Annotated in this window: 24 protein-coding genes; 20 read left to right on the top strand and 4 right to left on the bottom strand. The window is 36.1% G+C overall.

Translation table 11 applies throughout. The features are described from left to right. Positions 1-325: 325 nt before the first annotated feature. Positions 326-1,048: a nicotinamide riboside transporter PnuC gene (gene pnuC, locus MHI40_RS10340; protein WP_340762556.1), complete on the top strand. Its 723-nt coding sequence runs from the start codon at positions 326-328 to the stop codon at positions 1,046-1,048. A 94-nt stretch (positions 1,049-1,142) separates the two neighbouring features. Here pnuC and MHI40_RS10335 read toward each other — a convergent pair whose 3' ends face one another. The 3 genes from MHI40_RS10335 to MHI40_RS10325 form a co-directional block, all read right to left on the bottom strand. Further along, entirely contained in the window at positions 1,143-1,556 is a 414-nt protein-coding gene (locus MHI40_RS10335) for a ribosomal maturation YjgA family protein (protein WP_340762555.1), read from the bottom strand. An 11-nt stretch (positions 1,557-1,567) separates the two neighbouring features. Beyond that, positions 1,568-2,842: an ATP-binding protein gene (locus MHI40_RS10330; protein WP_340762554.1), complete on the bottom strand. Its 1,275-nt coding sequence runs from the start codon at positions 2,840-2,842 to the stop codon at positions 1,568-1,570. Positions 2,843-2,906: 64 nt separating this feature from the next. After that, positions 2,907-3,290, bottom strand: coding sequence for a rhodanese-like domain-containing protein (locus MHI40_RS10325; protein WP_093538415.1), 384 nt, complete (start codon positions 3,288-3,290; stop codon positions 2,907-2,909). Between the two features lie 102 nt (positions 3,291-3,392). Here MHI40_RS10325 and MHI40_RS10320 point away from each other — a divergent pair, with 102 nt between their 5' ends. The 5 genes from MHI40_RS10320 (at position 3,393) to efp (ending at position 9,270) form a co-directional block, all read left to right on the top strand. Next, positions 3,393-4,229, top strand: a complete 837-nt coding sequence (locus MHI40_RS10320; protein ID WP_093538416.1) for a lipoate--protein ligase family protein — start codon at positions 3,393-3,395, stop codon at positions 4,227-4,229. A gap of 160 nt (positions 4,230-4,389) precedes the next feature. Continuing rightward, entirely contained in the window at positions 4,390-6,951 is a 2,562-nt protein-coding gene (locus tag MHI40_RS10315; protein WP_340762553.1) for a vitamin B12-dependent ribonucleotide reductase, read from the top strand. A 185-nt stretch (positions 6,952-7,136) separates the two neighbouring features. Then, positions 7,137-7,559, top strand: coding sequence for a hypothetical protein (locus MHI40_RS10310; RefSeq protein WP_093538418.1), 423 nt, complete (start codon positions 7,137-7,139; stop codon positions 7,557-7,559). Positions 7,560-7,632: 73 nt separating this feature from the next. Continuing rightward, the gene (locus MHI40_RS10305) at positions 7,633-8,694 is read left to right on the top strand and encodes a M24 family metallopeptidase (protein ID WP_093538419.1); all 1,062 of its coding nucleotides are present in this window, start codon (positions 7,633-7,635) and stop codon (positions 8,692-8,694) included. A 15-nt stretch (positions 8,695-8,709) separates the two neighbouring features. Beyond that, positions 8,710-9,270 carry an elongation factor P gene (gene efp / locus MHI40_RS10300; protein ID WP_093538420.1) on the top strand — a complete coding sequence of 187 codons (561 nt, stop codon included), beginning with the start codon at positions 8,710-8,712 and terminating at the stop codon, positions 9,268-9,270. Positions 9,271-9,414: 144 nt separating this feature from the next. Here the strand turns inward: efp and MHI40_RS10295 are convergent, their stop codons facing one another. After that, positions 9,415-10,005: a GNAT family N-acetyltransferase gene (locus MHI40_RS10295; RefSeq protein ID WP_340762552.1), complete on the bottom strand. Its 591-nt coding sequence runs from the start codon at positions 10,003-10,005 to the stop codon at positions 9,415-9,417. Positions 10,006-10,206: 201 nt separating this feature from the next. On the opposite strand from MHI40_RS10295, the gene MHI40_RS10290 reads away from it, so the two are divergent. The 14 genes from MHI40_RS10290 (at position 10,207) to MHI40_RS10225 (ending at position 22,676) form a co-directional block, all read left to right on the top strand. Further along, positions 10,207-10,416, top strand: coding sequence for a SpoIIIAC/SpoIIIAD family protein (locus MHI40_RS10290; protein ID WP_093538422.1), 210 nt, complete (start codon positions 10,207-10,209; stop codon positions 10,414-10,416). A gap of 401 nt (positions 10,417-10,817) precedes the next feature. Then, positions 10,818-11,729, top strand: coding sequence for a stage III sporulation protein AE (locus tag MHI40_RS10285; protein ID WP_093538423.1), 912 nt, complete (start codon positions 10,818-10,820; stop codon positions 11,727-11,729). Between the two features lie 188 nt (positions 11,730-11,917). After that, a complete protein-coding gene (locus tag MHI40_RS10280; RefSeq protein WP_093538424.1) occupies positions 11,918-12,373 on the top strand; it encodes a hypothetical protein in 456 nt (151 codons plus the stop codon). After that, positions 12,366-12,896, top strand: coding sequence for a SpoIIIAH-like family protein (locus MHI40_RS10275; RefSeq protein ID WP_093538425.1), 531 nt, complete (start codon positions 12,366-12,368; stop codon positions 12,894-12,896). The genes MHI40_RS10280 and MHI40_RS10275 overlap by 8 nt, the downstream gene beginning before the upstream one ends. Positions 12,897-13,184: 288 nt before the next feature. Further along, positions 13,185-13,685 (top strand): acetyl-CoA carboxylase biotin carboxyl carrier protein, encoded by a 501-nt coding sequence (gene accB / locus MHI40_RS10270; RefSeq protein WP_340762551.1) that lies wholly within the window; start codon positions 13,185-13,187, stop codon positions 13,683-13,685. A 13-nt stretch (positions 13,686-13,698) separates the two neighbouring features. Further along, positions 13,699-15,051: an acetyl-CoA carboxylase biotin carboxylase subunit gene (accC, locus tag MHI40_RS10265; protein ID WP_340762550.1), complete on the top strand. Its 1,353-nt coding sequence runs from the start codon at positions 13,699-13,701 to the stop codon at positions 15,049-15,051. A gap of 15 nt (positions 15,052-15,066) precedes the next feature. Then, positions 15,067-15,459 carry an Asp23/Gls24 family envelope stress response protein gene (locus MHI40_RS10260; protein WP_093538428.1) on the top strand — a complete coding sequence of 131 codons (393 nt, stop codon included), beginning with the start codon at positions 15,067-15,069 and terminating at the stop codon, positions 15,457-15,459. A gap of 115 nt (positions 15,460-15,574) precedes the next feature. Continuing rightward, positions 15,575-15,952 (top strand): transcription antitermination factor NusB, encoded by a 378-nt coding sequence (gene nusB / locus MHI40_RS10255; RefSeq protein WP_093538429.1) that lies wholly within the window; start codon positions 15,575-15,577, stop codon positions 15,950-15,952. A gap of 27 nt (positions 15,953-15,979) precedes the next feature. Next, positions 15,980-16,837 (top strand): bifunctional methylenetetrahydrofolate dehydrogenase/methenyltetrahydrofolate cyclohydrolase FolD, encoded by an 858-nt coding sequence (folD, locus tag MHI40_RS10250; RefSeq protein WP_340762549.1) that lies wholly within the window; start codon positions 15,980-15,982, stop codon positions 16,835-16,837. Between the two features lie 577 nt (positions 16,838-17,414). Then, positions 17,415-18,773 carry an exodeoxyribonuclease VII large subunit gene (gene xseA / locus MHI40_RS10245; protein ID WP_340762548.1) on the top strand — a complete coding sequence of 453 codons (1,359 nt, stop codon included), beginning with the start codon at positions 17,415-17,417 and terminating at the stop codon, positions 18,771-18,773. Positions 18,774-18,778: 5 nt separating this feature from the next. Then, a complete protein-coding gene (xseB, locus tag MHI40_RS10240; protein ID WP_340762547.1) occupies positions 18,779-19,000 on the top strand; it encodes an exodeoxyribonuclease VII small subunit in 222 nt (73 codons plus the stop codon). Continuing rightward, a complete protein-coding gene (locus MHI40_RS10235) occupies positions 18,993-19,877 on the top strand; it encodes a polyprenyl synthetase family protein (RefSeq protein ID WP_340762546.1) in 885 nt (294 codons plus the stop codon). Before xseB ends, MHI40_RS10235 begins: the two co-directional genes overlap by 8 nt. A gap of 88 nt (positions 19,878-19,965) precedes the next feature. Continuing rightward, positions 19,966-21,861 (top strand): 1-deoxy-D-xylulose-5-phosphate synthase, encoded by a 1,896-nt coding sequence (dxs, locus tag MHI40_RS10230; RefSeq protein ID WP_093538479.1) that lies wholly within the window; start codon positions 19,966-19,968, stop codon positions 21,859-21,861. Further along, entirely contained in the window at positions 21,858-22,676 is an 819-nt protein-coding gene (locus MHI40_RS10225) for a TlyA family RNA methyltransferase (protein WP_340762545.1), read from the top strand. Before dxs ends, MHI40_RS10225 begins: the two co-directional genes overlap by 4 nt. Positions 22,677-22,745 lie beyond the last annotated feature (69 nt).

Here is a 22,745-nt window from a genome sequence, read left to right as displayed (position 1 = left end):
CTTATTGTAACTTTATATCCATATACGTATACTATTACTGTAAACTAAAAACTTTACAGGTGTAAAGACAACTGAGTTAGATTAATAATGAAAGAAAAAACAAAAGACTCAACTTCTGAGGGTAGTTGGGTTCAGTTTATATTCATGTTGGTCCTAATCGACGTTGGTATCTCTTATTTTTTATTTACGTTCTAGTATTGGATTAATGCTAGAGAAAGAAGAGTATGCTTGCTTTTTATCCTATAAAGGATTAGTTTCGCTTCCGAGTATTCTACGACTTTTCAAGTAGGTATCAGAGGCAAATTTAAACTTTTTGGAGGGTACGATGAAAAACTGGACGAAATTTGAGCTAGCTTGGCTAGGAGTCTTTACTTTAGTAAATATTTACTTATTTTTTGCATGGGGTGACTCGTTGCTGGGTTTGATTAGCTCTCTGACAGGGATGCTGTGCGTTGTTCTAGTAGCGAAAGGGAAAATCAGTAATTATTACTTTGGGATTGTCCAAACTGGAACATATGCATACATATCCTATACATACGGATTATATGGAGAAGCGATGTTAAATGGATTGTTTTACTTTCCGTTGCAGTTTGTTGGAATTTACTTGTGGAATAAAAATAAAGTTGATCAGTCAGCAACTGGAGAGGATGTTAAAGTAAAGACTTTAACCAAAATACAGTGGATTCAGTTAATTGTAATTGCTATTATTACTTCGGTTCTTTATGCATACTTCCTGCATTTAATTGGAGGTCAACAGGTAAGAATTGATTCAGTTGCTGTCGTGTTATCCATTATTGCTCAAATTTTGATGATTAAACGATATGCGGAACAGTGGGTGCTATGGATTGTCGTCAACGGATTATCCATTGTATTATGGGCTATTACATTATTGCAATCAGGTGGAAACGATTGGTCGATGTTAGTGATGTGGACCGCATTTCTAGTTAACTCAATATACGGATATGTAAATTGGATAAAAATGAGCAAAGAACAAGACGACGTGGGGGGATTAATAGAAAGCGAAAGCAAACTTATATTGGAGGGGTAATATTATTTATCATAAAAAGGCTTGTCAATTAATAATTGGCAAGCTTTTTTTAGGTTATCATAAAAACTTTTCAGCACCTTTAATCGGGGTATACCTAGTGTTTTTGAGCAATAATAGGATAAATCCTTTTATCCACTACAAAAGCTATAACAATACCAATACAATACCGTAGTAGATCTTTTTCAAGAAAACCTTTACCGAGTATTAGAGCACCCAGCAAAGTATCACGTATTGTATTAATCCAATTTGCTTGATACAGCTGACTAAATTCAACTATAAAACAAAAAATAACACTTAGATATAATGCTACATACTTACTTCTGTGTACAAAGAAAAACCGAAAAAGAAAATACACCATCATTGCCCATACTGTATCACCGGCATGACTTTGGATGAAAGGAGGCAACGTATTAAAATATCTACTACTCAACCCAAGGGCAATAGTGAGTATAACCGCAATTACGTAAAAAATCCTTTTCGGTTCATTGGTAAAATGCAAATTTATCACTCAGTTCTTCATTAGTAGTTAAATCCAATAGAGTTTTCATCATTTTCCCAGTTGTTTTTATTTGATCGATTATTTTGCTTTGTTAGTTCTTCTATTCTCTTCTCGTAATCCAAGTTCCCATCATAGTGCCAGTTTAGCGCAACGGACATATATAGTTCGTTTAACTGGGACATAGACAGCCCTTTAGAAAGCTTGGCCATCTCGTTCACTTGGTCGTCAGAGAGTATTCCTTTGATATCTAGTTTGCGTAAATAATCTTGTCGTACTTTTGCTGTTGGAGAAGGAATTTCATACGCTCGGTCAAAACGGCCAGCACGGTTAATAAGCGCAGGATCAATTTTTTGAGGGTAATTGGTTGTCCCTATGATAAATAGTCCTTCTCTGGATTGGGCACCGTCTAGGGTGTTTAAAAAGACTGAACGGGTATATTCTGGCATGGAATCTATATCTTCAATTACTAAAATAGCAGGTGCTAGCCTTGTCACAATACCAAATACTTCTTGGATGGAATGACTACCCGTAAACTCTGTAATCTGCCAATAGACAACCGGAGCTTTCGTTGATCCAGTAATTGACTTTACTAAAGTTGTTTTACCATTACCAGGGGAACCATAAAGAAGAATACCTCGCTTATAGGGAAGTCCATATTCTTTAAAGAAATACCCATCTTGTTTAAAAAATTCATCAATGGAACGAAAAATATCTTGTTTAATACTTTCTGCTAAAAGGACATCGTCTCTACTCACAGCTGCCTGCTCTCCATAATTTCTCCGTTGGACACCATTTTCTGTATCCACCAGATAAGTTACAGACTGCATTAACAATTGTCTTAGCTTTTCGTTAATTTCTTGTAAGAAACTCAAGGCTTGATCTACCGAAGTTGAAAAAAACTGATATTCTGGCCAGGTATTTCCTCCAGAATAGTTAAATGCAAGAGTTAAGGCCACATTATATTGTGGAAAGAAAATAAGATTGTTTTCAAATGTTTCTACAACTTCTAATTTATTCTCAAAGCTTAATGGAGACTTACTAGAAATCTTACGCTGAGCCTTTGCTTCGAAAATAGAACATAGCACTTCGTATGGAAGTAAGCCTTTTTCCATCATATCTAACAAATTTCCCTCCAGTTGAAGAATAGAGTCGCCAATATCAATTACTTGCCAATCTCCTGTTGCCCGTTCATTCAACGTAGCAATAATTCGTCTTGAAACAATAGCAAAATCATCATAATTTGGGTGAGTGATTCTAAAATCTTCTAAATGAGAAAACAAAATGTGTTTTTGCATCTAAACCCTCCAGATTGTGTGGATGAAAGAAAAAAGGTTCCTCTGTTTAGAAGAACCTTATGTATTACTTAGATTTAACTTTACCTGTCCAAGCTTTGAACCCACCTTGGAGCTGGAATAACTGTGTATATCCTTTTTTCTTTAAAAACATTGCTGCACGCGCACTTCTTGCACCACTTTGATCATACAAGTACACGGGCTTGTCTGGACGAATTTCTTTATAACGCTGACGAAATTGAGTAGAAGGAACATTTCTTGCTCCTAAAATATGTCCACCATCAAATTCTTTTGGTTCACGCACATCAATAAGCTGTGCTTTACGGTAACCCTCAATAAATTGTTCTTGCGTGAGATTGGTTACAGTTTTCTTTAAACGATATGCCGAGATTCCAGCATAGACTAAAAAGGCAACAAGTATAGCGATAACGAAGTACAATAATTCTAACACGGTCTTTCCCCTCTCTATGTTTCCTATTCATTATAAAAGAAGTGCTAGATACAATTCAATCTATTTGATAAAATGATACACGTTGTGAAGGGAGAGATTAAGGTGGAAAAGACAAAATGGTACTTCATAAATTCTGGCCCCTGCAGTCCATCATACAATATGGCGTTGGACGAAGCCTTACTGGATTGGCATAGTGAGGGTCTTATTCCCCCGGTTATTAGATTTTACGAATGGAATCCAGCAACATTATCAATTGGTTATTTTCAAACTGTGGAAAAAGAGATTGATATAGAAGCAGTGAAAAGATTAGGACTTGGTTTTGTGCGTAGACCTACAGGGGGAAGAGGGGTACTTCACGAACATGAACTTACATACAGTGTAATCGTTACAGAGAGTTATCCAAGTATGCCAGCAACTGTAACCGAAGCTTATCGTGTTATCAGTGAGGGTTTACTGCTAGGATTTCAAAATCTTGGTTTAAACGCTTATTTTTCTGTTCCGAATACAGACGAACAGAAAGAAAATTTAAAAAACCCAAAATCAGCAGTTTGTTTTGATGCACCGAGCTGGTACGAATTAGTCGTCGAAGGAAAGAAAGTTGCTGGTAGTGCACAAACAAGACAAAAAGGTGTTATTCTACAACATGGTGCAATATTACTTGATCTTGATGAAGATAAATTAATTCAAACGTTTAAATTCGCTTCAGAAGAGGTAAGAGAGAAAGTGAGAAAAGGCCTATCTCAAAAAGCTGTCTCCATTAACAAAATAATATCAAAACCGGTAACAATGGAAGAATGTAAAACTGCTTTTAAAAAAGGATTTGCAGATGCCTTGGAGATAGAATTGGTCGAATATAACTTAACGCAAGAACAGAAGAATTACGTAAAACAACTAGAAGTGACAAGATATGCTAATGATAAATGGAATTATAAAAAATAAAAGTAACAATGTCTTATAGTAAATTCGAAAACTAGGAGTTAGGGATTATATTAATTAATCCTGACTAGTTTCGCTTTACTCTTCAATATATTGTGTCGTATTATAAATGAAACTACTACATGTTGTGTCAATTGCAATTTGTAGAATGGAGGAAGAGTAAATGGTAACAACTAAAAATGAAACGAACCTTACTTTAAATGTTGAAGCATTAAACAAAGATATCCAATTATTTCCACAAGTACATTCGATCACAGAAGATATGACACTTACACATAAAGGTGTGTCGAGACTTGTCATGATCGATCGTTATTCCTTTAAGGATACGGAAAAGAAAACGTTAAAAGCAGGAGACTTTGTTGTTCTAACAGTTAAAGAAGATCCTAAATTTCCAGCGCGTGGTCTAGGGTATATCGTTTCGATTAACGAACAAGCGAAAACAGCTGAAGTGCAAATCGAGGAAGATTACCGAAGTGCGATTGACGATGCTGCCAAGATCGAATCTGGAATTATTACTCGTCCTTTAAGCGTGATTGAAAAACCTCTTGAAGTATATTACGAGCAAATTGCCAAAAGAAACGCGACAGGACTTGCGTCTGTAGAAAAAACAGAAGAAAAACGGGAAGAATGGTTTGAGAAATTCTACCAACAACTAGTTTCTTTAAAATTCATCCCAGCTGGACGAGTATTATATGGTGCAGGAACGGGAACGGATGTTACTTATTTTAACTGTTATGTGATGCCATTCGTTGCAGATTCGCGTGAAGGGATTAGTGACCACCGCAAACAAGTTATGGAAATTATGAGCCGTGGTGGTGGAGTTGGTACAAACGGTTCTACTCTAAGACCAAGAAATACGTTAGCTCGAGGAGTAAACGGAAAATCATCTGGTTCTGTTTCATGGTTAGACGATATCGCTAAACTAACTCATCTTGTCGAACAAGGTGGTTCTCGTAGAGGTGCACAAATGATCATGCTAGCAGATTGGCACCCTGATATTGCGGAATTTATAATCTCTAAAATGCAAAACCCTCGTATTTTACGTTTTTTGATTGAAAACACAAATGATGAAACGATCAAACAACTCGCGAAGGACAAGCTTAAATTCAAACCACTTACTGTTCAGGAAGAAGCGATGTATCAAGGGATTATCAATTACAAAGCTATTCCAGGTCTAGGTGGATTTAATGCAGAAATCATTCGTGATGCTGAAACAAAATTACGTGATGGCGGAACTTATTCCGTTCATAATTCTGAGTTTTTAACTGGTGCAAATATCTCCGTGACGCTGACGGATGACTTTATGAAAGCAGTAGAAGAAGACAGCGACTTTGACTTGCGTTTCCCGGCAACTGAAGCTTATTCTCCAGAAGAAATGGATTTCTACAACGAAAATTGGCATAAAATTGGCGATGTTCGTGAGTGGGAAAGAATGGGCTATGAGGTTCGAACTTATCGCACAGTAAAAGCGAAAGATCTTTGGAATTTGATCAATATTTGTGCTACTTATTCTGCAGAACCTGGTGTTTTCTTCATCGATAATGCAAATGAAAAAACGAATGCTACAGCATATGGACAAAAAGTTGTCGCTACTAATCCTTGTGGAGAGCAACCACTTGCACCATATTCTGTGTGTAACTTGGCTGCTGTGAATTTAGCACAATTTGCAAACAAAGAAACTAAGACTGTGGACTATGAAGCGTTAAAAGAAACAGTAAGTGTTGGTGTACGTATGCAAGATAACGTTATCGATGCAACTCCATACTTCTTAGAAGAAAACAAAGTACAAGCACTTGGTGAAAGACGTATAGGCTTAGGTGTAATGGGTCTTGCCGACTTGTTAATCTATTGTGAAAAAGAGTATGGTTCAGATGAAGGTAATGTTTTAGTAGATGAAATCTTTAAAACAATTGCGATCGCAGCATATGAAACATCAGCAGAACTTGCTGTAGAACGCGGAAGCTTCCCATTCTTAACTGGTGAGACAGAAGAGGAAACTAATCGCTTGCGTAAGGCATTTACGGAAACAGGATTTATGAGTTCAATGCCAGAAGACATTCGAAATTCTATTTTAGAGAATGGTGTTCGAAATTCTCATTTGTTAACAGTCGCACCTACAGGTTCAACTGGAACAATGGTTGGTGTTTCTACTGGACTTGAGCCGTATTATTCATTCACTTACTATAGAAGTGGTCGTTTAGGTAAATTTATAGAAGTGAAAGCAGACATTGTGCAAGAATATTTAGGTCAAAATGAATCTGCTGAAGAAGAAAATCTCCCAGAATGGTTTGTTACTGCGATGGAACTTGCTCCTGAAGCTCATGCAGATGTGCAATGTATCATTCAACGTTGGATTGACAGTTCTATTTCTAAAACGGTTAACGCACCACGTGGATATACGGTTGAACAGGTTGAAGGAGTGTACGAGCGTTTATATCGTGGTGGAGCTAAGGGTGGTACTGTGTATGTCGATGGAAGTCGCGACTCACAAGTTCTGACGTTAAAAGCAGAGGAAAACACATTAGAAGATCATCCAAAAGAAGAAAGAGTAGAAAAAAGACATGTAGTTTTAATAGATACGATTCAAGATTTACGCTCAACCAATGTAACGATTGGTTCAGAAGTTGGAAATACATGTCCTGTCTGTCGTAAAGGTACTGTGGAAGAAATGGGTGGATGTAACACATGCACCAATTGCAATGCTCAACTAAAATGTGGGCTGTAAAGTACAAAAGCCTTAACAAATTTCACGTGTACTAAGATATGATCGTTCCATGGATCTCATATTTTTCTATAATAATTCTAAAGCACAAGCTGATAAGTTCTCTTATCACTTGTGCTTTTATTTTGTTGTAATGTTTAATTACTAGTTCTTTCGCTTAAACTATAGGAAAAACAAAGGAGATTTACATGAAAGGATTATCGATTATTACTAGTATGGTCGCTGCAATGGGAACGACCATTCTATTTAAAATGTTGGATTATTTTCAATTCATCAAGTGGAATCCTATCGGATATACGAAAACTTTCCTCTTTTTAAAAGGGACCAATGTATATTTGAAATGGATTATTTTATTTTTAGTCATCTGGGGAATTTGTTTTCTTCTATACTATTTAGGATTATTATTTATTAAAATTCCGGTTTCCATCACTAGTTTTACCATAGGCCTCATCATTGCGATTGTACTTGAATGGATTATTTTAGATGCAGATTCAATAGAGAAAACGATAAAAAAAATATCGATCCCTTTTATCTGTATTGTTATAGTAGCTGTTCGTTTCATCATGGAATCGGCGATATTTCACTACAAAGATAATCCTCTAGAAAAATGAAAAATTTACCGCCCTCACTTACTATGATAAAATATACAAAGAAGTAATATAGAAAATGAGATGAGGGCTAAAAATGAAACTTAGTAAATTACGTGCAGCACTTGAAGAAAATGGAGTAGACGCTCTGTTAATTACGAATGGTCATAGCATCCGCTACATGACAGGATTCACTGGAACAGCTGGTGTCACAATAATTTCTAAAACAGATGCAGTGTTTATAACAGATTTTCGTTACACAGAGCAAGCCGCGAGTCAGATTAAAGATTTTCGTATAGTACAACATAAGAAAACAATGATGGAAGAAATTGCTACACAAGTAACAGATATGGGGATCAACTCATTAGGATTTGAAAAAAATGATGTGACGTATAGCGATTATGAACTATACAAGCAAGCTGTACAAGTCGATTTAGTGCCACTTTCAGGCCTTGTTGAAAAAATTCGCTTGATTAAGACGGACGAAGAGATTAGTATAATAAAGGCAGCTTGTCGTATTGCTGATGAAGCATATGAGCATATCGTTACTTACATAAAACCAGGTATGACTGAGCTTGAAGTATCGAATGAATTAGAATTTTTCATGCGCAAAAAAGGAGCAACTTCTTCTTCCTTTGATACAATAGTAGCTTCTGGAACACGTTCAGCACTTCCGCACGGTGTTGCTACGGATAAAGTCATTGAAAATGGAGATTTTGTCACATTAGACTTCGGTGCATTATACAATGGGTATATTTCGGATACGACACGTACGTTGGCAGTTGGGGAACCAAGTGATCAATTAAAAGAAATCTATCAAGTAGTCCTTGATTCTCAACTATTAGCTTTAGAAAAAGTTAAACCAGGAATGACTGGTAAAGAAGCTGACGCTATCGCTCGAGATTATATTGCTTCAAAAGGTTACGGGGAAGCATTTGGTCATTCGTTGGGTCATGGGATTGGTTTAGAAGTGCATGAGGGTCCTGGATTGTCATTCCGTTCCGATATCGTTTTGGAGCCAGGTATGGTTATCACGATTGAACCTGGTATTTATCTGCCGAATATTGGTGGAGTTAGAATCGAAGATGACGCTCTTGTGACAGAGAATGGTTTAGAGAAGCTAACGCATTCAACAAAAGAATTACTAATCTTATCTTAATTTGGAGGAAAAATAATGATTTCAGTAAATGATTTTAAAACAGGCTTAACAATTTTAGTGGATGGTGTATTATATCGAGTGCTAGATTTCCAACATGTAAAACCTGGTAAAGGCGCAGCATTTGTACGTTCTAAGTTGAGAAATTTACGTAACGGTGCAGTAAACGAAAAAACTTTCCGCGCTGGAGAAAAAGTGGAAAAAGCACAAATTGATAACTTTAAAATGCAATATCTATATGCAAATGGTGATCAGCATGTATTTATGGATACTGAGTCTTACGAACAAATTGAGTTAAATGAAAACCAAATCGAGTATGAATTAAAATTCTTACGCGAAAACATGGAAATACATGTAATTCAATTCCAAGGGGAAACACTAGGAGTAGAATTACCAAAATCAGTTGTTCTTGAAGTAACGGAAACAGAGCCAGGTATCAAAGGAGATACGTCAGGCGGCGGTTCTAAAACTGCTAGTCTTGAAACTGGTTTAGTAGTAACGGTTCCATTGTTTATCAATGTTGGCGATAAGCTAATCATCAATACAGATGAAGGTTCATACGTATCAAGAGCACAATAATTTAAAACTATATTCGATGAAGGGTCTCACATTTGTGAGGCTCTTTTTTTACAAAAAAATAGTAATAAAGATAGATAAAAATGAGCTAAGAAAAAGGCTTTACTTCTTATTGAAGTAAAGCACGGACGGTAGTTGCACAAGGAACTATTGAATTTTAAGATATTTTTCATAACAAACACATTCATGAATTCGTTGGCTAGATGTTTTAAACTGTTCCATTTCGTCTCCTACATAGTGTGCAAATGCATTGACTAAATGGAGTTTAGGGATGCTACTTTGAATTTTATTTTTCATTTCTTTTCCTTCCAAGTAAATATGGTAGTATGAATGCACTTTATGGAACAACATTTTTTCATACCAGTTCCGTACCCAAGGGTCATCTCTAGTCCAAGCTTCAAAACGATTTAGACCGATATTAATTGCTTGCTTTTCCGCTGCATGAAGTAGTTTCTCGCCAATTCCTTGTCGATAATAATCTGGATGAACAGCAATATGCCAAATCATTCCTCCTAAACCTTCTCCTCTTGAACAAACGGTCTTTTCTTCTTTTTCATACTCAACGTCAATGAGTCCAACAATTTGTCCGTTTAATTCTGCAACTAATTCGATTGCAGGATTTTCATAGCTTTCCTTTTTGTTTAAAACATTATCAAAATAAGCTGTATGCAAAAATGATAGCACTCTATATCGAATCCAACCTATTTCATCAGAATCTTTATATGCACGAATGATCAACTAATATATTCTCCCCTTCATACCAAATTTAAGAATTTGTTTGTTTAAGTTAACATCAATAACTCTTAAATAATTCGACTAAGAAAATAAAAACCCTTTCTTTACTAGAATATAGATCTAAGTATTCATCCTCATATGCACTTTTCTTTCATATTACGCTCTACGCTATCATATGTTGTTTGTATGGAAGGGGGAGGCATTGTGGAACTTCACGATGTACTTCGAGTTGCGGGAATTGGTATTTTAATAGCTATTCTTCACTTGTTTTTTGAATCTACTGGCAAAAAGGAATTTGCGTTTTTTTTATTTTTCGTTGGTTATATCTATATGACAATTGAATTATTGCGACTGTTAAAACTTTTCTTTTACGAAATATCTACATTTTTAGAATGGCTTATGATGACGAGTTAGCCTATGATCATTTACATAACAATCATTCTAGCATTTGTGCTATTGCAGCTTATAAAAGAAATTTACCCTCGCATTCATACAATTGTGTATACAATCTACATTTTTCTCTTTTTAACTTATATTTTAACCGTATTTATCATTCCTTTGGTCTCCCAGTATATCAACGTATTACCAACTAATCTATTACCGGTCTTCAAACTACTGACATTCTCAGTCGTACTATTGTTCCTTTCGCAAATAATTGAAGACCTGCTTTTGGACTATGAATATACAAGCCTGGCATCGTTATTTACTTTTACGACCAAAGCTATTTTACTCATTGTCTGGTTGAATCATATGCAACAATTTTACGACAAGTTTATATCAATTTTGGGACTACTCTCTTGAAGGAATGAACAGCTATGGAAGAGATGCTTATGTCTTTAGTGCAACCGGTTAAAGAGGTAGCACAAACTTTTTCGTACATGCTATTATTTGGATTTATCTTTATTTGTCTGGAATGGTTTATCCCGTCCAGCAAGAAATTATTGAAATTGTTATTTATGTTAATAATATGTATCTATTGTTTAGAGCCAGCTATCCGCTCTTTAGAGATGATTCAAGCGATGACAAAAGAATTAGTGACTCTCTTCTTAGGGATTTATCCAATTTTAACGCTAGGGATTGCAGCTTCTGGTGGAGCATTTTTAATAACCTCTTGGAATCCAGCAGTTATGCTATTTGCCTCATTTACTACCGTGTTAGCTGGGAAAATATTAATACCTGCTATAATGGCTGCGTTTATATTTGATTTGATCAGTAGAATTCATCCTCCAACTTCTTTTGCCAAAATGGCTGATCTCATCCGGCTAACTTTAATTGGATCTACTTCTATTATTCTACTGTTATATAGTATTTTCATGTCCGTCAATGGTGTCATAACATGGTCCGTAAGTGGAACTGTCAATGAGACTGTGAAAAGACTTATACAAAATAATATTCCTTTTGTTGGATCTTTACTAACAGAAAGTATTAGTACGATGAAAAATTTCTCCTCATCTGCTTCGGTTATAACCGGAAATGCAGTAATTCTATCAGTGCTAATGTTAGTGTCTATTCCAACGATCCAAACAATTCTCATTGCTTTTCTATATCGTTTACTTAGTGCTATTTTGGAACCGTTTGTAGAAGGTAATATAAGTGGATTGTTAGATGACATTGGAAAAACGCTATTTGTACTATCTATTATTTCGGTATTAATCGCGTTTACATTTTTTTTCACAATTATATTAACCATGCTATTTGCAAAACTATTAATAAGCGGGAAAGGATAGTAACCATCGTTACGACACTTCTCTTTGGTATTTTAATAATTGTTCTAGTCGGTGAGTTTCTTTCTATCTTATTGGAGCATACAGATACGGAACGAAATGGATTTCTTGTAAAAATTGCAATTATCTATTGGATTCTGAGCTTTCTCTTCATATAAACAGGTTGTCTTGCATAAAGTATTGTATCCAGCATGAAAAGAAGGGTGAATCAAATTTCATTAAAACAAAAACCCACTTTTCGTTTTGTTGTTATTTGTATAGCTGTCCTTTTCATAAGTCTTCTTTTTTCTGATTTACTCACTCGTGATGAGGGGAAAGTTGTTAAACCCGAAGAAACTGTCAACCAAACTACAGAAAACCTAACTTCGATTTTAGAGAAGATAAACGGAGTGGGCAAAGTTGCAGTGTATTTCCATTACGAAGAGAGCTCTGAAAAGAATGCGGAAAGTGATTTATCATTTTTCCAGTGGACAAGTGAGACTAAAAAGGACAAGGAGAATTTGATTGGAATACTAGTAGTTGCGGAAGGGGCGAACGACAAACGTATACAAAATAGTTTGATAAAAACACTATCATCTGTATTGCAAATATCTCCACATCGAATTGTGATAGAAGAAATGGAATTGGAGGATAAAAAATATGAATAAAAAGAGATCTGTATGGTTTTTAACATTATTTAGTCTAGTTGCAGTAGTAACAGTTTTTTATGTATCGGATCAACCATCACCATTCGATGGAATTGCTTTATTTTCCGATGACACGATAGATGAGGTAGGACTAGTAGAAACGTCATCAACAAATGAGGAATCATTCGTTTCACAGAGCAATGCATTTGAAGAAATGAGAATGGAAGTTACAGAAAAACGTAGTCAATTACGCGATCAGCTAACTACAAAAGTAGGTTCCAATGAATTCACAGCAGAACAAAAAGACGAGGCATATAACAAAATTGAAGAGCTAGTTAAAATAGATTCTACAGAAGCGATGCTGGAGTTAATCATCAAATCATTAGGTTACGATGATGCATTAGTACGAATCGAAGAGAGTGATGTTTTAATAGACGTTGTTTCTAACGAACAATCAACTAAAAAAGCATCTGAGATTATTTATGCAGTGAAACGTGAGTGGCCAAAAGCATATAATGTTGAAGTAAACTTTGATGGCGAGTAATCTAAATAGTAATTTTGAAGAGTGCCTGAATAGGCGCTTTTTTTTTGATATAAACCAAAAGGAAGAAAAAATAGTATAAATATGCTTTTGAAGTTATTGTTATTGATAAAATAAGCAAAGACTAAAATGTTTTTGAAACCCTCTAACAAAGGACTTTCAATATATTGATAAGGCATCATTTATTTATTATTTCAGAATAATTAGCTCTATCTATTTCAAATTTGCGTAAAAAAGTCTAAAATAGAATATGGAGCTATAAATAATGTAGATTAAAGGGGATTAAACAAAATGAAGATACAAGAAATTAGAGAAATTATTAAACTAGTAGATCAGTCTTCTTTAGATGAATTTTTATACGAATCAGAAGGCACTAAGATTAAATTGAAAAAGAATGAAAAAGGTTTTGTAAATTCTACGAGTGAAACGTTTGAGAGCTCATCTATAATCGAACAACCAAAACAAGTAGAAGTAAAAGCACCAGTCGCTCAAGAAGCACCAAAGCAACAAGTTGTAGAAGAAGCTACTACTGAAAGTGTTGTGGATAGTTCATTACATACGATTATTTCACCAATGGTAGGAACATTCTACCAATCTTCATCTCCTGATACAGCAGCATACGTAGAGGTTGGTACGAAAGTATCTGCTGATTCGATTGTTTGTATCGTGGAAGCAATGAAGCTGTTTAATGAAATTGAAGCTGAAATTGACGGGCAAGTAGTAGAAATTCTTGTGAAAGATGGACAATTAGTTGAATATGGTCAACCTCTGTTCCTCGTTAAAGGAAACTAAGAAGGGAGCTAGGATGATGAAAAAAGTACTAATTGCCAATCGCGGAGAAATAGCTGTCCGTATAATACGTGCATGTAAAGAATTAGATATTGAAACAGTCGCTGTATATTCAGAAGCGGATCGGGAAGCGCTTCATGTTCAGATTGCTGATGAGGCTTACTGTATAGGACCAAGACTCTCGAAGGATTCTTATTTGAATTTCTCTAATATTATTACTGTAGCAAAACTTACCGGTTGTGATGGAATTCATCCTGGTTATGGATTCCTAGCAGAAAATGCGGAGTTTGCTGAGCTTTGTGAAGAATGTGATATTAAATTTATCGGACCAACTTCCTCTGCCATTAAAAGCATGGGGATTAAAGACGTTGCAAAAGAAACAATGCAAAAAGCAGGAGTTCCAACAGTGCCTGGATCTAAAGGTATTGTAGAAACGGATGAAGATGCATTGAAAGTTGCAAATGAAATAGGCTTTCCTGTAATTATCAAAGCAACAGCTGGAGGCGGCGGTAAAGGTATCCGTGTTGCAAAAGATGAGGAAGATCTTCTAAATGGCATTAAAATAACTCAAAAAGAAGCAGCCGCGGCATTTGGTAATCCTGGTGTTTACTTAGAGAAATACATTGAAATATTCCGTCATGTAGAAATACAAGTGTTAGCAGATGGCCATGGAAATGCAGTTCACTTAGGTGAGCGAGATTGTACCGTGCAGCGTCGTATGCAAAAGCTAGTGGAAGAAGCCCCTTCTCCTGCGTTGTCAGAAGCGCTTCGTGCAGAGATGGGTGAAGCAGCTGTAAAAGCCGCACTTGCTGTTGGATATGAAAGTGCAGGCACTGTAGAGTTTATCTTTGACCATATAGCTCAAAAATTCTACTTTATGGAGATGAACACACGTATTCAAGTGGAGCATCCTGTTACAGAAATGATTACAGGCGTGGATCTTATCAAACAAATGCTCTTAGTGGCATCTGGCGAAAAGTTGCCATTCGAACAAAAAGATATTAAACTTAATGGATGGGCAATTGAATGTCGTATCAATGCAGAAAACCCTTCTAAAAACTTTATGCCTTCACCAGGATTAGTTGAATTTTACTTGCCTCCAGGTGGATTAGGAGTTCGGGTAGATTCAGCTGTATACCCAGGTTATACGATTCCCCCGTTTTATGATTCAATGGTTGCAAAGCTTATTGTTCATGCAGCAACTAGAGAAGAAGCAATTGCTAAAATGAAACGTGCACTAAGTGAATTTGCGATTGAGGGAGTCGAAACTACTATTGGATTCCATTCGAAGCTCATGAATCATGAAGTATTTAAGTCAGGAGATTTTGATACGAAATTCTTAGAAAAATATGATGTAATGAATTCATAATAAGGAGTGAATGATATGACAGAAACTACTGAACAAAAGTTTGTTCAAATGACTCCTGAAGGAAAAGAAGATCTAGGGACAATTGAAATAGCTCCCGAAGTAATTACTGTAATTGCTGGTATTGCTACAACCGAAGTAGAGGGAATTGCTGGTACACGAGGCAACTTTGCTGCAGGTGTAGTGGAACGTCTAGGGAAAAAAGTACATGGTAAAGGGATCAAAACGGAGATAAACAATGATGGCTTGTTTATAGACGTATATTGCCTAGTAAAATATGGCTCTTCCGTTCCTAAAGTTGCTAGAGAAGTACAATCTCAAATTCGTCAAGCAATTGAAAATATGACGAGTTTAACTCCTAAAGAAGTGAATGTACATATTACAGGTGTACAATTCGATACAGTAGAATAAAAGAGAAAGAGCTATTAGTTAGATAGCTCTTTCTTTTTTTGCCTTTCTAGTGCGCATACTACAAAAAAATATGCTATGATTGTCTAGATAGTTACATTTAAAGGAGAACTAAATTATGAAACGAAGACAAGCTCGAGAATTAGCATTACAAGCACTATTTCAATTAGATAATCATGAAATTTCCATAGAAGAAGCTATTGGGCATGTGACGGAAGAGACAGATCCTTTCCTAACTCAAGTAGTAACTGGAGTCGTGAATTACAAAGAGGAAATAGATGCAACATTAACAGATAAATTGGAAAACTGGTCGCTTTCCAGACTTCCGAAGATTGAACGTACAGTGCTAAGAATAGCAGTATTTGAATTACTTTATAACAAAGAAACTCCAGCTAAAGTTGTCATTAATGAAGCATTAGAAATTTCTAAGATATTTGGTGACGAAAAGTCAAGTCGTTTTGTAAATGGTGTTTTATCTAAATATACTGAGCAATAATCTACATTGCCTTAAGGAGCTTATGAAGTGTCTACTACAAAAATTGATGGAAAACAAATTGCAGGTTTAGTTACAGAAAAAGTGAAAGAACGTGTGGAGAACCTAAAATCTAAAGGTGTCGTTCCAGGATTAGCAGTAGTTTTAGTAGGTAATAATCCGGCCTCACAAACATATGTAAACAACAAAGCAAAAACGTGTGAACGTTTAGGTATGTATTCCGTACAAATAGAGTTGGACGAAAATATTTCTGAAGTGGAGCTTCTTAAAAATGTAGAGGCACTAAACGTTGATGACAAAATTCATGGTATTTTAGTTCAATTGCCTTTGCCTCCTCAAATTAATGAGGACAGAGTAATCGCAGCTATCTCACCACAAAAAGATGTAGATGGTTTCCATCCGGAAAATGTGGGAAAAATGATGATTGGTCAACAATCGTTCCTTCCATGTACACCTTTTGGCGTAATGAAATTACTTGAATATAGTGATGTAGAAATTGCAGGTAAACATGCTGTTATTATTGGTCGCAGTAACATTGTTGGTAAACCAATGGGACAATTATTGCTACAAAAGGATGCTACCGTTACATACTGTCATTCTAGAACAAAGGATTTACATTCTTTTACGAAACAAGCGGATATTTTAGTTGTAGCAACTGGTAGAACTAAAATGATAGATGCAAGTTACATAAAAGAAGGTGCTGTAGTCATTGACGTAGGCATTAACCGCGACGAGAACAACAAGCTTTGTGGTGATGTGGATTTCGAATCTGCTCAAAAAGTAGCTTCTAAAATTACTCCAGTTCCTGGTGGGGTAGGTCCGATGACAATCGCAATGCTAATGGAAAATACTTGTTTAGCGGCTGAAAATACATTAACTAATAAATAATTGTGGAGCTGTTTTTCTATGAAAGACAGCTTTTAAATTGAATGACAAATACAGTGAGCTGCTAATCTGTTAATGCTACTGATTTCCGTTACATGTGGACGCTTTCCGCGGGGTGAGCGATGAGCTATCACCGTCGCTACGCGTCGTTGTGATATCTCATCTGTCTCACTCATCCCGCTGGAGTCGCCACATTTCACTTCAATCAATTAAGGGAGTAGTACCTATCAATAAGATTTTGCAAAGCCTATGCTAAGAAGAATTAGATTAAGATTTAGGTCTAGATAAATCGTCTTGTAATCACTGTTGAATTTGAGAATGCTCTATTTTTATCTGTTATTTTATAAATGATTCAGTAAGTGAGTAAGTTTCGTAATTACTTATTTTAATATAAAATACGAGTTTTTATGTGATATTTTATTTAATTATCCTTTTATACAAAGTGGATTTCGTGATTGAAGCCGTGCCCACGGAAAGCGTCGCCTGAAGCGATAATCAACATTGTTCGGATTTCACTGTTTCATATGTCTTATGAGATTGACTCAAGTAAATTTATTTTTATACTAATGGAGTTGTTTTTGTGACTACAGAGCCGAGTAAGTACTTAACTGTTAAAGCCTTAACGAAATACATAAAGCGGAAATTTGATGCGGATACACATTTGCGAGATGTGTATGTTAAAGGGGAGCTTTCTAATGTGAAAGTTCATTCTAGCGGACATATCTATTTTACGCTTAAAGACGATGCTGCTCGAATTACTTCAGTTATGTTTGCCATGAATGCCAAAACGTTAAAGTTTGTTCCTGAAAGTGGCATGAATGTACTCGTAACAGGAGATATAAATGTATTCGAGGTAGCTGGACAATACCAGTTATATGCTGCTACTATACAGCCGGACGGTATAGGGGAGCTTTTTTTAGCTTTTGAACAATTAAAAAAGAAATTGCAACAAGAAGGACTCTTCCATCCAAGTCGCAAAAAAGCCATACCAACATTTCCGAAAAAAATTGGTGTGGTCACTTCTAAAACCGGAGCAGCTATACGAGATATCCTCACTACATTGGAACGCCGTTATCCTATTTCTGAAGTAATCGTATATCCTAGTATCGTTCAAGGACCTCAAGCTGCGCCTTCTATTGTGAAGTCTATTGAAAAAGCCAATCGAACAGGCGATATAGACGTTTTAATCGTAGGACGAGGGGGAGGTTCTATTGAGGATCTCTGGGCTTTTAACGAGGAAGTTGTAGCTAGAGCTATTGCTAACAGCGAGGTTCCAATCATCAGCGCAATCGGTCATGAAACAGATACAACTATTGCTGATTTCGTTTCTGATTTAAGAGCTCCAACCCCAACAGCTGCAGCTGAAATGGCAGTACCTAGCAAAGAAAATCTAATGCAAAATATTTTATCATTCCAATCGGCTAGCTTACACTTCATTACGAAACGTATAACAGATGAAAAAAATAGATATAACCGGGCTATGGAATCACCTGTACTGGCAACCCCAGAGAAATTATATCGTCCTTTTATAGAAAGGTTCGTTCGTACGGAACAGCAGCTACAAAGAGAAACTAGTTTTCTCTTTAAAGACAAACAACGTGATTTTTTACAAGTTAAAAATAGATTTTCTCAATTATCTCCAAAAAAAGTAATCGATCAACATCATAAATCTGTACAATCTGTAACGAACCAATTGAACCAAGCTTCACTATCCACATTTGAAAAACATCGTCAGCAATTTGTTAGTTCTATTCGAACATTAGAAGCGTTAAATCCATTAAAGATTATGGATCGTGGATACAGTATTATATACAAAGAAGGTCAACTAGTTAAATCCGTGGAAAATGTAAAAAAAGATGATTCTATATTTGTTACATTACAAGATGGTCAATTAGAAGCAATCGTTAGGCGAGTTGAAGTGAAAGAAAGTGAGGATTAATATTTATGACTAAAAAGGATATTCTATTCGACGAAGCAATGCTGCAATTAGAAAATATCGTTCGTCAGTTAGAACAAGGCGACGTACCTTTAGAAAGTGCTATAGAGTTGTATCAAAAAGGTATGGAGCTTTCTAAAGTTTGTAGTGACAAATTACAAAAGGCAGAGAAACAATTAGTGACATTTATGGATGAAAACAAAGAAGATGCTGGTGGAGTCCATGAGTAATTTATTAACTTCATTTATTGAAACCAATCAGCCCCTTATTGATAAAACATTACATGACCTTATAAAAGATTTAAAGGCACCTCAGCCTTTAAAAGATGCTATGCTCTATTCACTTCAAGCAGGTGGAAAAAGAGTGCGACCACTGTATACGCTTGCAGTTTTAAAAGAATTGGATGTTCAAAATGAGGATGCCATTATTGTGGCAAGTACGATTGAAATGATTCACACATACTCGTTAATCCATGATGATTTACCTGCGATGGACAATGATGATTTACGTCGCGGAAAGCCTACCAATCACATTGTATTTGGAGAAGCACTGGCTATTTTAGCGGGAGATGCTCTTATTACACTTGTTTTCGGTATAATTGCGAGACTTCCAAATATATCACCTGAACTAAAAATAGCTTTAATAGATAAGTTTAGCTTCGCTGCTGGTGCTGAAGGCATGGTTGGAGGCCAAGTATTAGATATGCTTGGGGAAGGTCAAACTTTAACTTTAGAACAACTGGAAGAGATTCACTTGAACAAAACAGGTGCATTATTGTCTTACAGTATTTTGGCTGGAGCTATTATTGCCAATGTGTCCGAGGAAGTAATGAGTGCATTAGAAGAATACGCCTTTCATATTGGGCTGGCATTCCAAATTCAAGATGATATTCTTGACGTAGAAGGTACATCAGAGCAATTGGGTAAAACTGCGGGGAAAGACTTAATAAGCGAAAAAAATACATATCCTTCAATTTTGACAATGGAAGGTGCAAAAAAAGAGCTTCAAAATCGGTATAATCTTGCTTTTCAAGCATTAGAAAGTATACAAATGCAAAATGGTTTACTAGTAGAATTCGCCAATTATATTACGAAAAGAACCAAATAGTAGCTAATAATTTTGTTTTTTAGCCGTTTATTGCTATGATATTAACTAGTTGTAAAGAAGGAAATCTAATAGAAGGTGTGTGATGGCAATGGATTTAACTTCAATTTCTAGCCCATCCTTTTTAAAAAGTTTAGATAATGAACAATTAAAGGAACTTAGTGAAGATATTCGATCGTTTTTAATAGGAAATTTATCCGTAACTGGTGGGCATATTGGGCCAAACTTAGGTGTTGTAGAACTTACTATAGCTTTGCATAAAGCATTTAATAGCCCAGAAGACAAATTTCTTTGGGATGTAGGACATCAAGCATATGTCCATAAAATTTTAACCGGCCGAGCGGATCAATTCGATACGTTACGTCAGTTTAAAGGATTATGTGGATTTCCAAAGCGTATTGAAAGTGAACATGATGTTTGGGAAGCAGGACATAGCTCAACGTCCCTTTCAGCTGCAATGGGTATGGCAAAAGCGAGAGATTTACAAAACAAGAAAAACTATGTGGTGCCAATTATAGGTGATGGTGCACTAACAGGTGGTATGGCGCTAGAAGCATTAAATCATATCGGGCATGAGCAAACGGATATTACCGTTATATTAAATGATAACGAAATGTCTATTGCTCCAAATGTAGGTGCTCTACACAATGTATTAGGAAGACTGCGTACTCATGGAACTTATAACAAAGCAAAAGATGAACTAGAATCATTGCTGAAAAAAATTCCAGCGGTAGGCGGAAAGCTTGCAGGAACTGCAGAACGAGTAAAAGATAGTCTGAAGTATTTACTAGTTTCTGGTGTGTTTTTTGAGGAACTTGGATTTACGTACCTTGGACCAATCGATGGCCACGACTTTGAAGCATTAGAAGAAAACTTACAATATGCGAAGAAGATGAAAGGACCGGTACTTTTACACGTTATTACGAAAAAAGGTAAAGGCTTTAAACCAGCGGAGTTGGATAAAATCGGCACATGGCATGGAACAGGACCTTATAAAATGGAGACTGGGGATTTGATCAAATCCGCATCCAAAGGTCCTTCATGGAGTGCACTTGTTGCAGAAACAGCAAGGAAGCTTGCAAGAACAGATAAACGTATTGTAGCGATTACTCCAGCAATGCCAGTCGGATCTAAACTAGAAGGATTTGCATCTGAATTTCCAACTCGTATGTTCGATGTAGGTATTGCAGAGCAGCATGCTACTACAATGGCTGCTGGGATGGCTGCAGATGGTATGAAGCCAATGCTTGTTATTTATTCAACATTCCTTCAACGTGCTTATGATCAGATGCTACATGATATTTGTCGTCAAAACTTAAATGTTGTAGTCGCAATTGACCGAGCTGGTTTGGTTGGAGCAGATGGAGAAACTCATCAAGGGGTATTTGATATTTCTTTCTTACGTCATATGCCTAATATGGTTATTATGATGCCTAAAGATGAAAATGAAGGACAGCATATGGTTAAAACTGCCTTCGAATATTCTGATGGACCAATAGCACTTCGTTACCCAAGAGGAAATGGTCTTGGTGTACCAATGGATGAAGAATTGAAAACAATACCAATTGGTACTTGGGAAGTACTAAAAGAAGGTACACAGGCAGCTATCCTAACATTTGGAACAACAATTCCTATGGCTATGAAAGCAGCAGAAGTACTTGCCGAACATAATATTTCCGTTGAAGTGATCAATGCTCGTTTTATAAAACCACTAGATACAAAAATGCTACTAGACCTTCAAGCGCGTAATATTCCAATTATTACAGTGGAAGAGAGTGCGCTTCAAGGTGGTTTCGGTAGTGCGGTGCTAGAAGTTTATAATGAGAACAACCTACAAGTAAATGTACATCGTATAGGAATTCCTGATATCTTTATCGAACATGGCGAAGTAAATCAATTACTGGAAGAAATTCATGTGACTACGGATGAAATTGTCAAAGTAGTGACTAAAAAAGTGAATGAACCATCTAGGTATATTCCGTCATGACTAAAATTCCGAAAGAGCGCGTGGACGTACTATTAGTAGAACAAGGATTATTTGATACGAGAGAAAAGGCTAAACGTGCGATTATGGCAGGGCTTATTTATAAAAACGAAGAGCGTATAGACAAACCTGGAGAAAAGGTGGAAAACACCTCTGTTTTAACTATAAAGGGTCAGGTATTAAAGTATGTTAGCCGCGGTGGATTAAAGCTAGAAAAAGCGTTAGAACAATTTGACTTGAATATTGAAAACAAAATCATGCTTGATATCGGTTCTTCCACAGGTGGATTTACAGATTGTGGCTTACAAAATGGAGTCAAGCATGCTTATGCTTTAGATGTAGGAAGCAACCAGTTAGCTTGGAAAATTAGACAAGATGATCGTGTAACTGTTATGGAAAAAACGAATTTTAGATATTCAACACCTGCAGATTTTTTAGAGGGCTTACCATCCTTTGCATCGATTGATGTATCATTTATTTCGTTAAAGCTTATTTTTCCAACTTTAAAAACAATTTTAGTACCTAATGGTGATGTTATTGCCCTTGTAAAACCTCAGTTTGAGGCAGGCAAAGATCGAGTGGGGAAAAAAGGTGTAATTCGAGACAAAGCAGTGCATATCGATGTTTTGAATGATATAGCTAATTTTGCAGAAAGTCAGCACTTTCAGCTAAAAAGTGCTTCTTTCTCTCCTATTACGGGTGGAGAAGGAAATATCGAATTTTTATTTCATCTTACGAACATTGTCGATGAGGAGTTCTCTCCGCATCAGATCGATTTCGATAAACTAGTAGGCGAAGCACATCAACTCCTTAAATAATCTTGCGGCTCTTGTAAAAGAGTCGCTTTTTTCTTGTTACTTTTCTAAACCAATGCTATTGTATAAATT

It is taken from the genome of Psychrobacillus sp. FSL H8-0510, assembly GCF_038008345.1.
GTDB classification, from domain to species: Bacteria; Bacillota; Bacilli; order Bacillales_A; family Planococcaceae; genus Psychrobacillus; species Psychrobacillus psychrotolerans.
The sequence above is the reverse complement of the archived record's forward strand: the minus strand, read 5'-3'. Positions and strand labels throughout refer to the sequence as shown.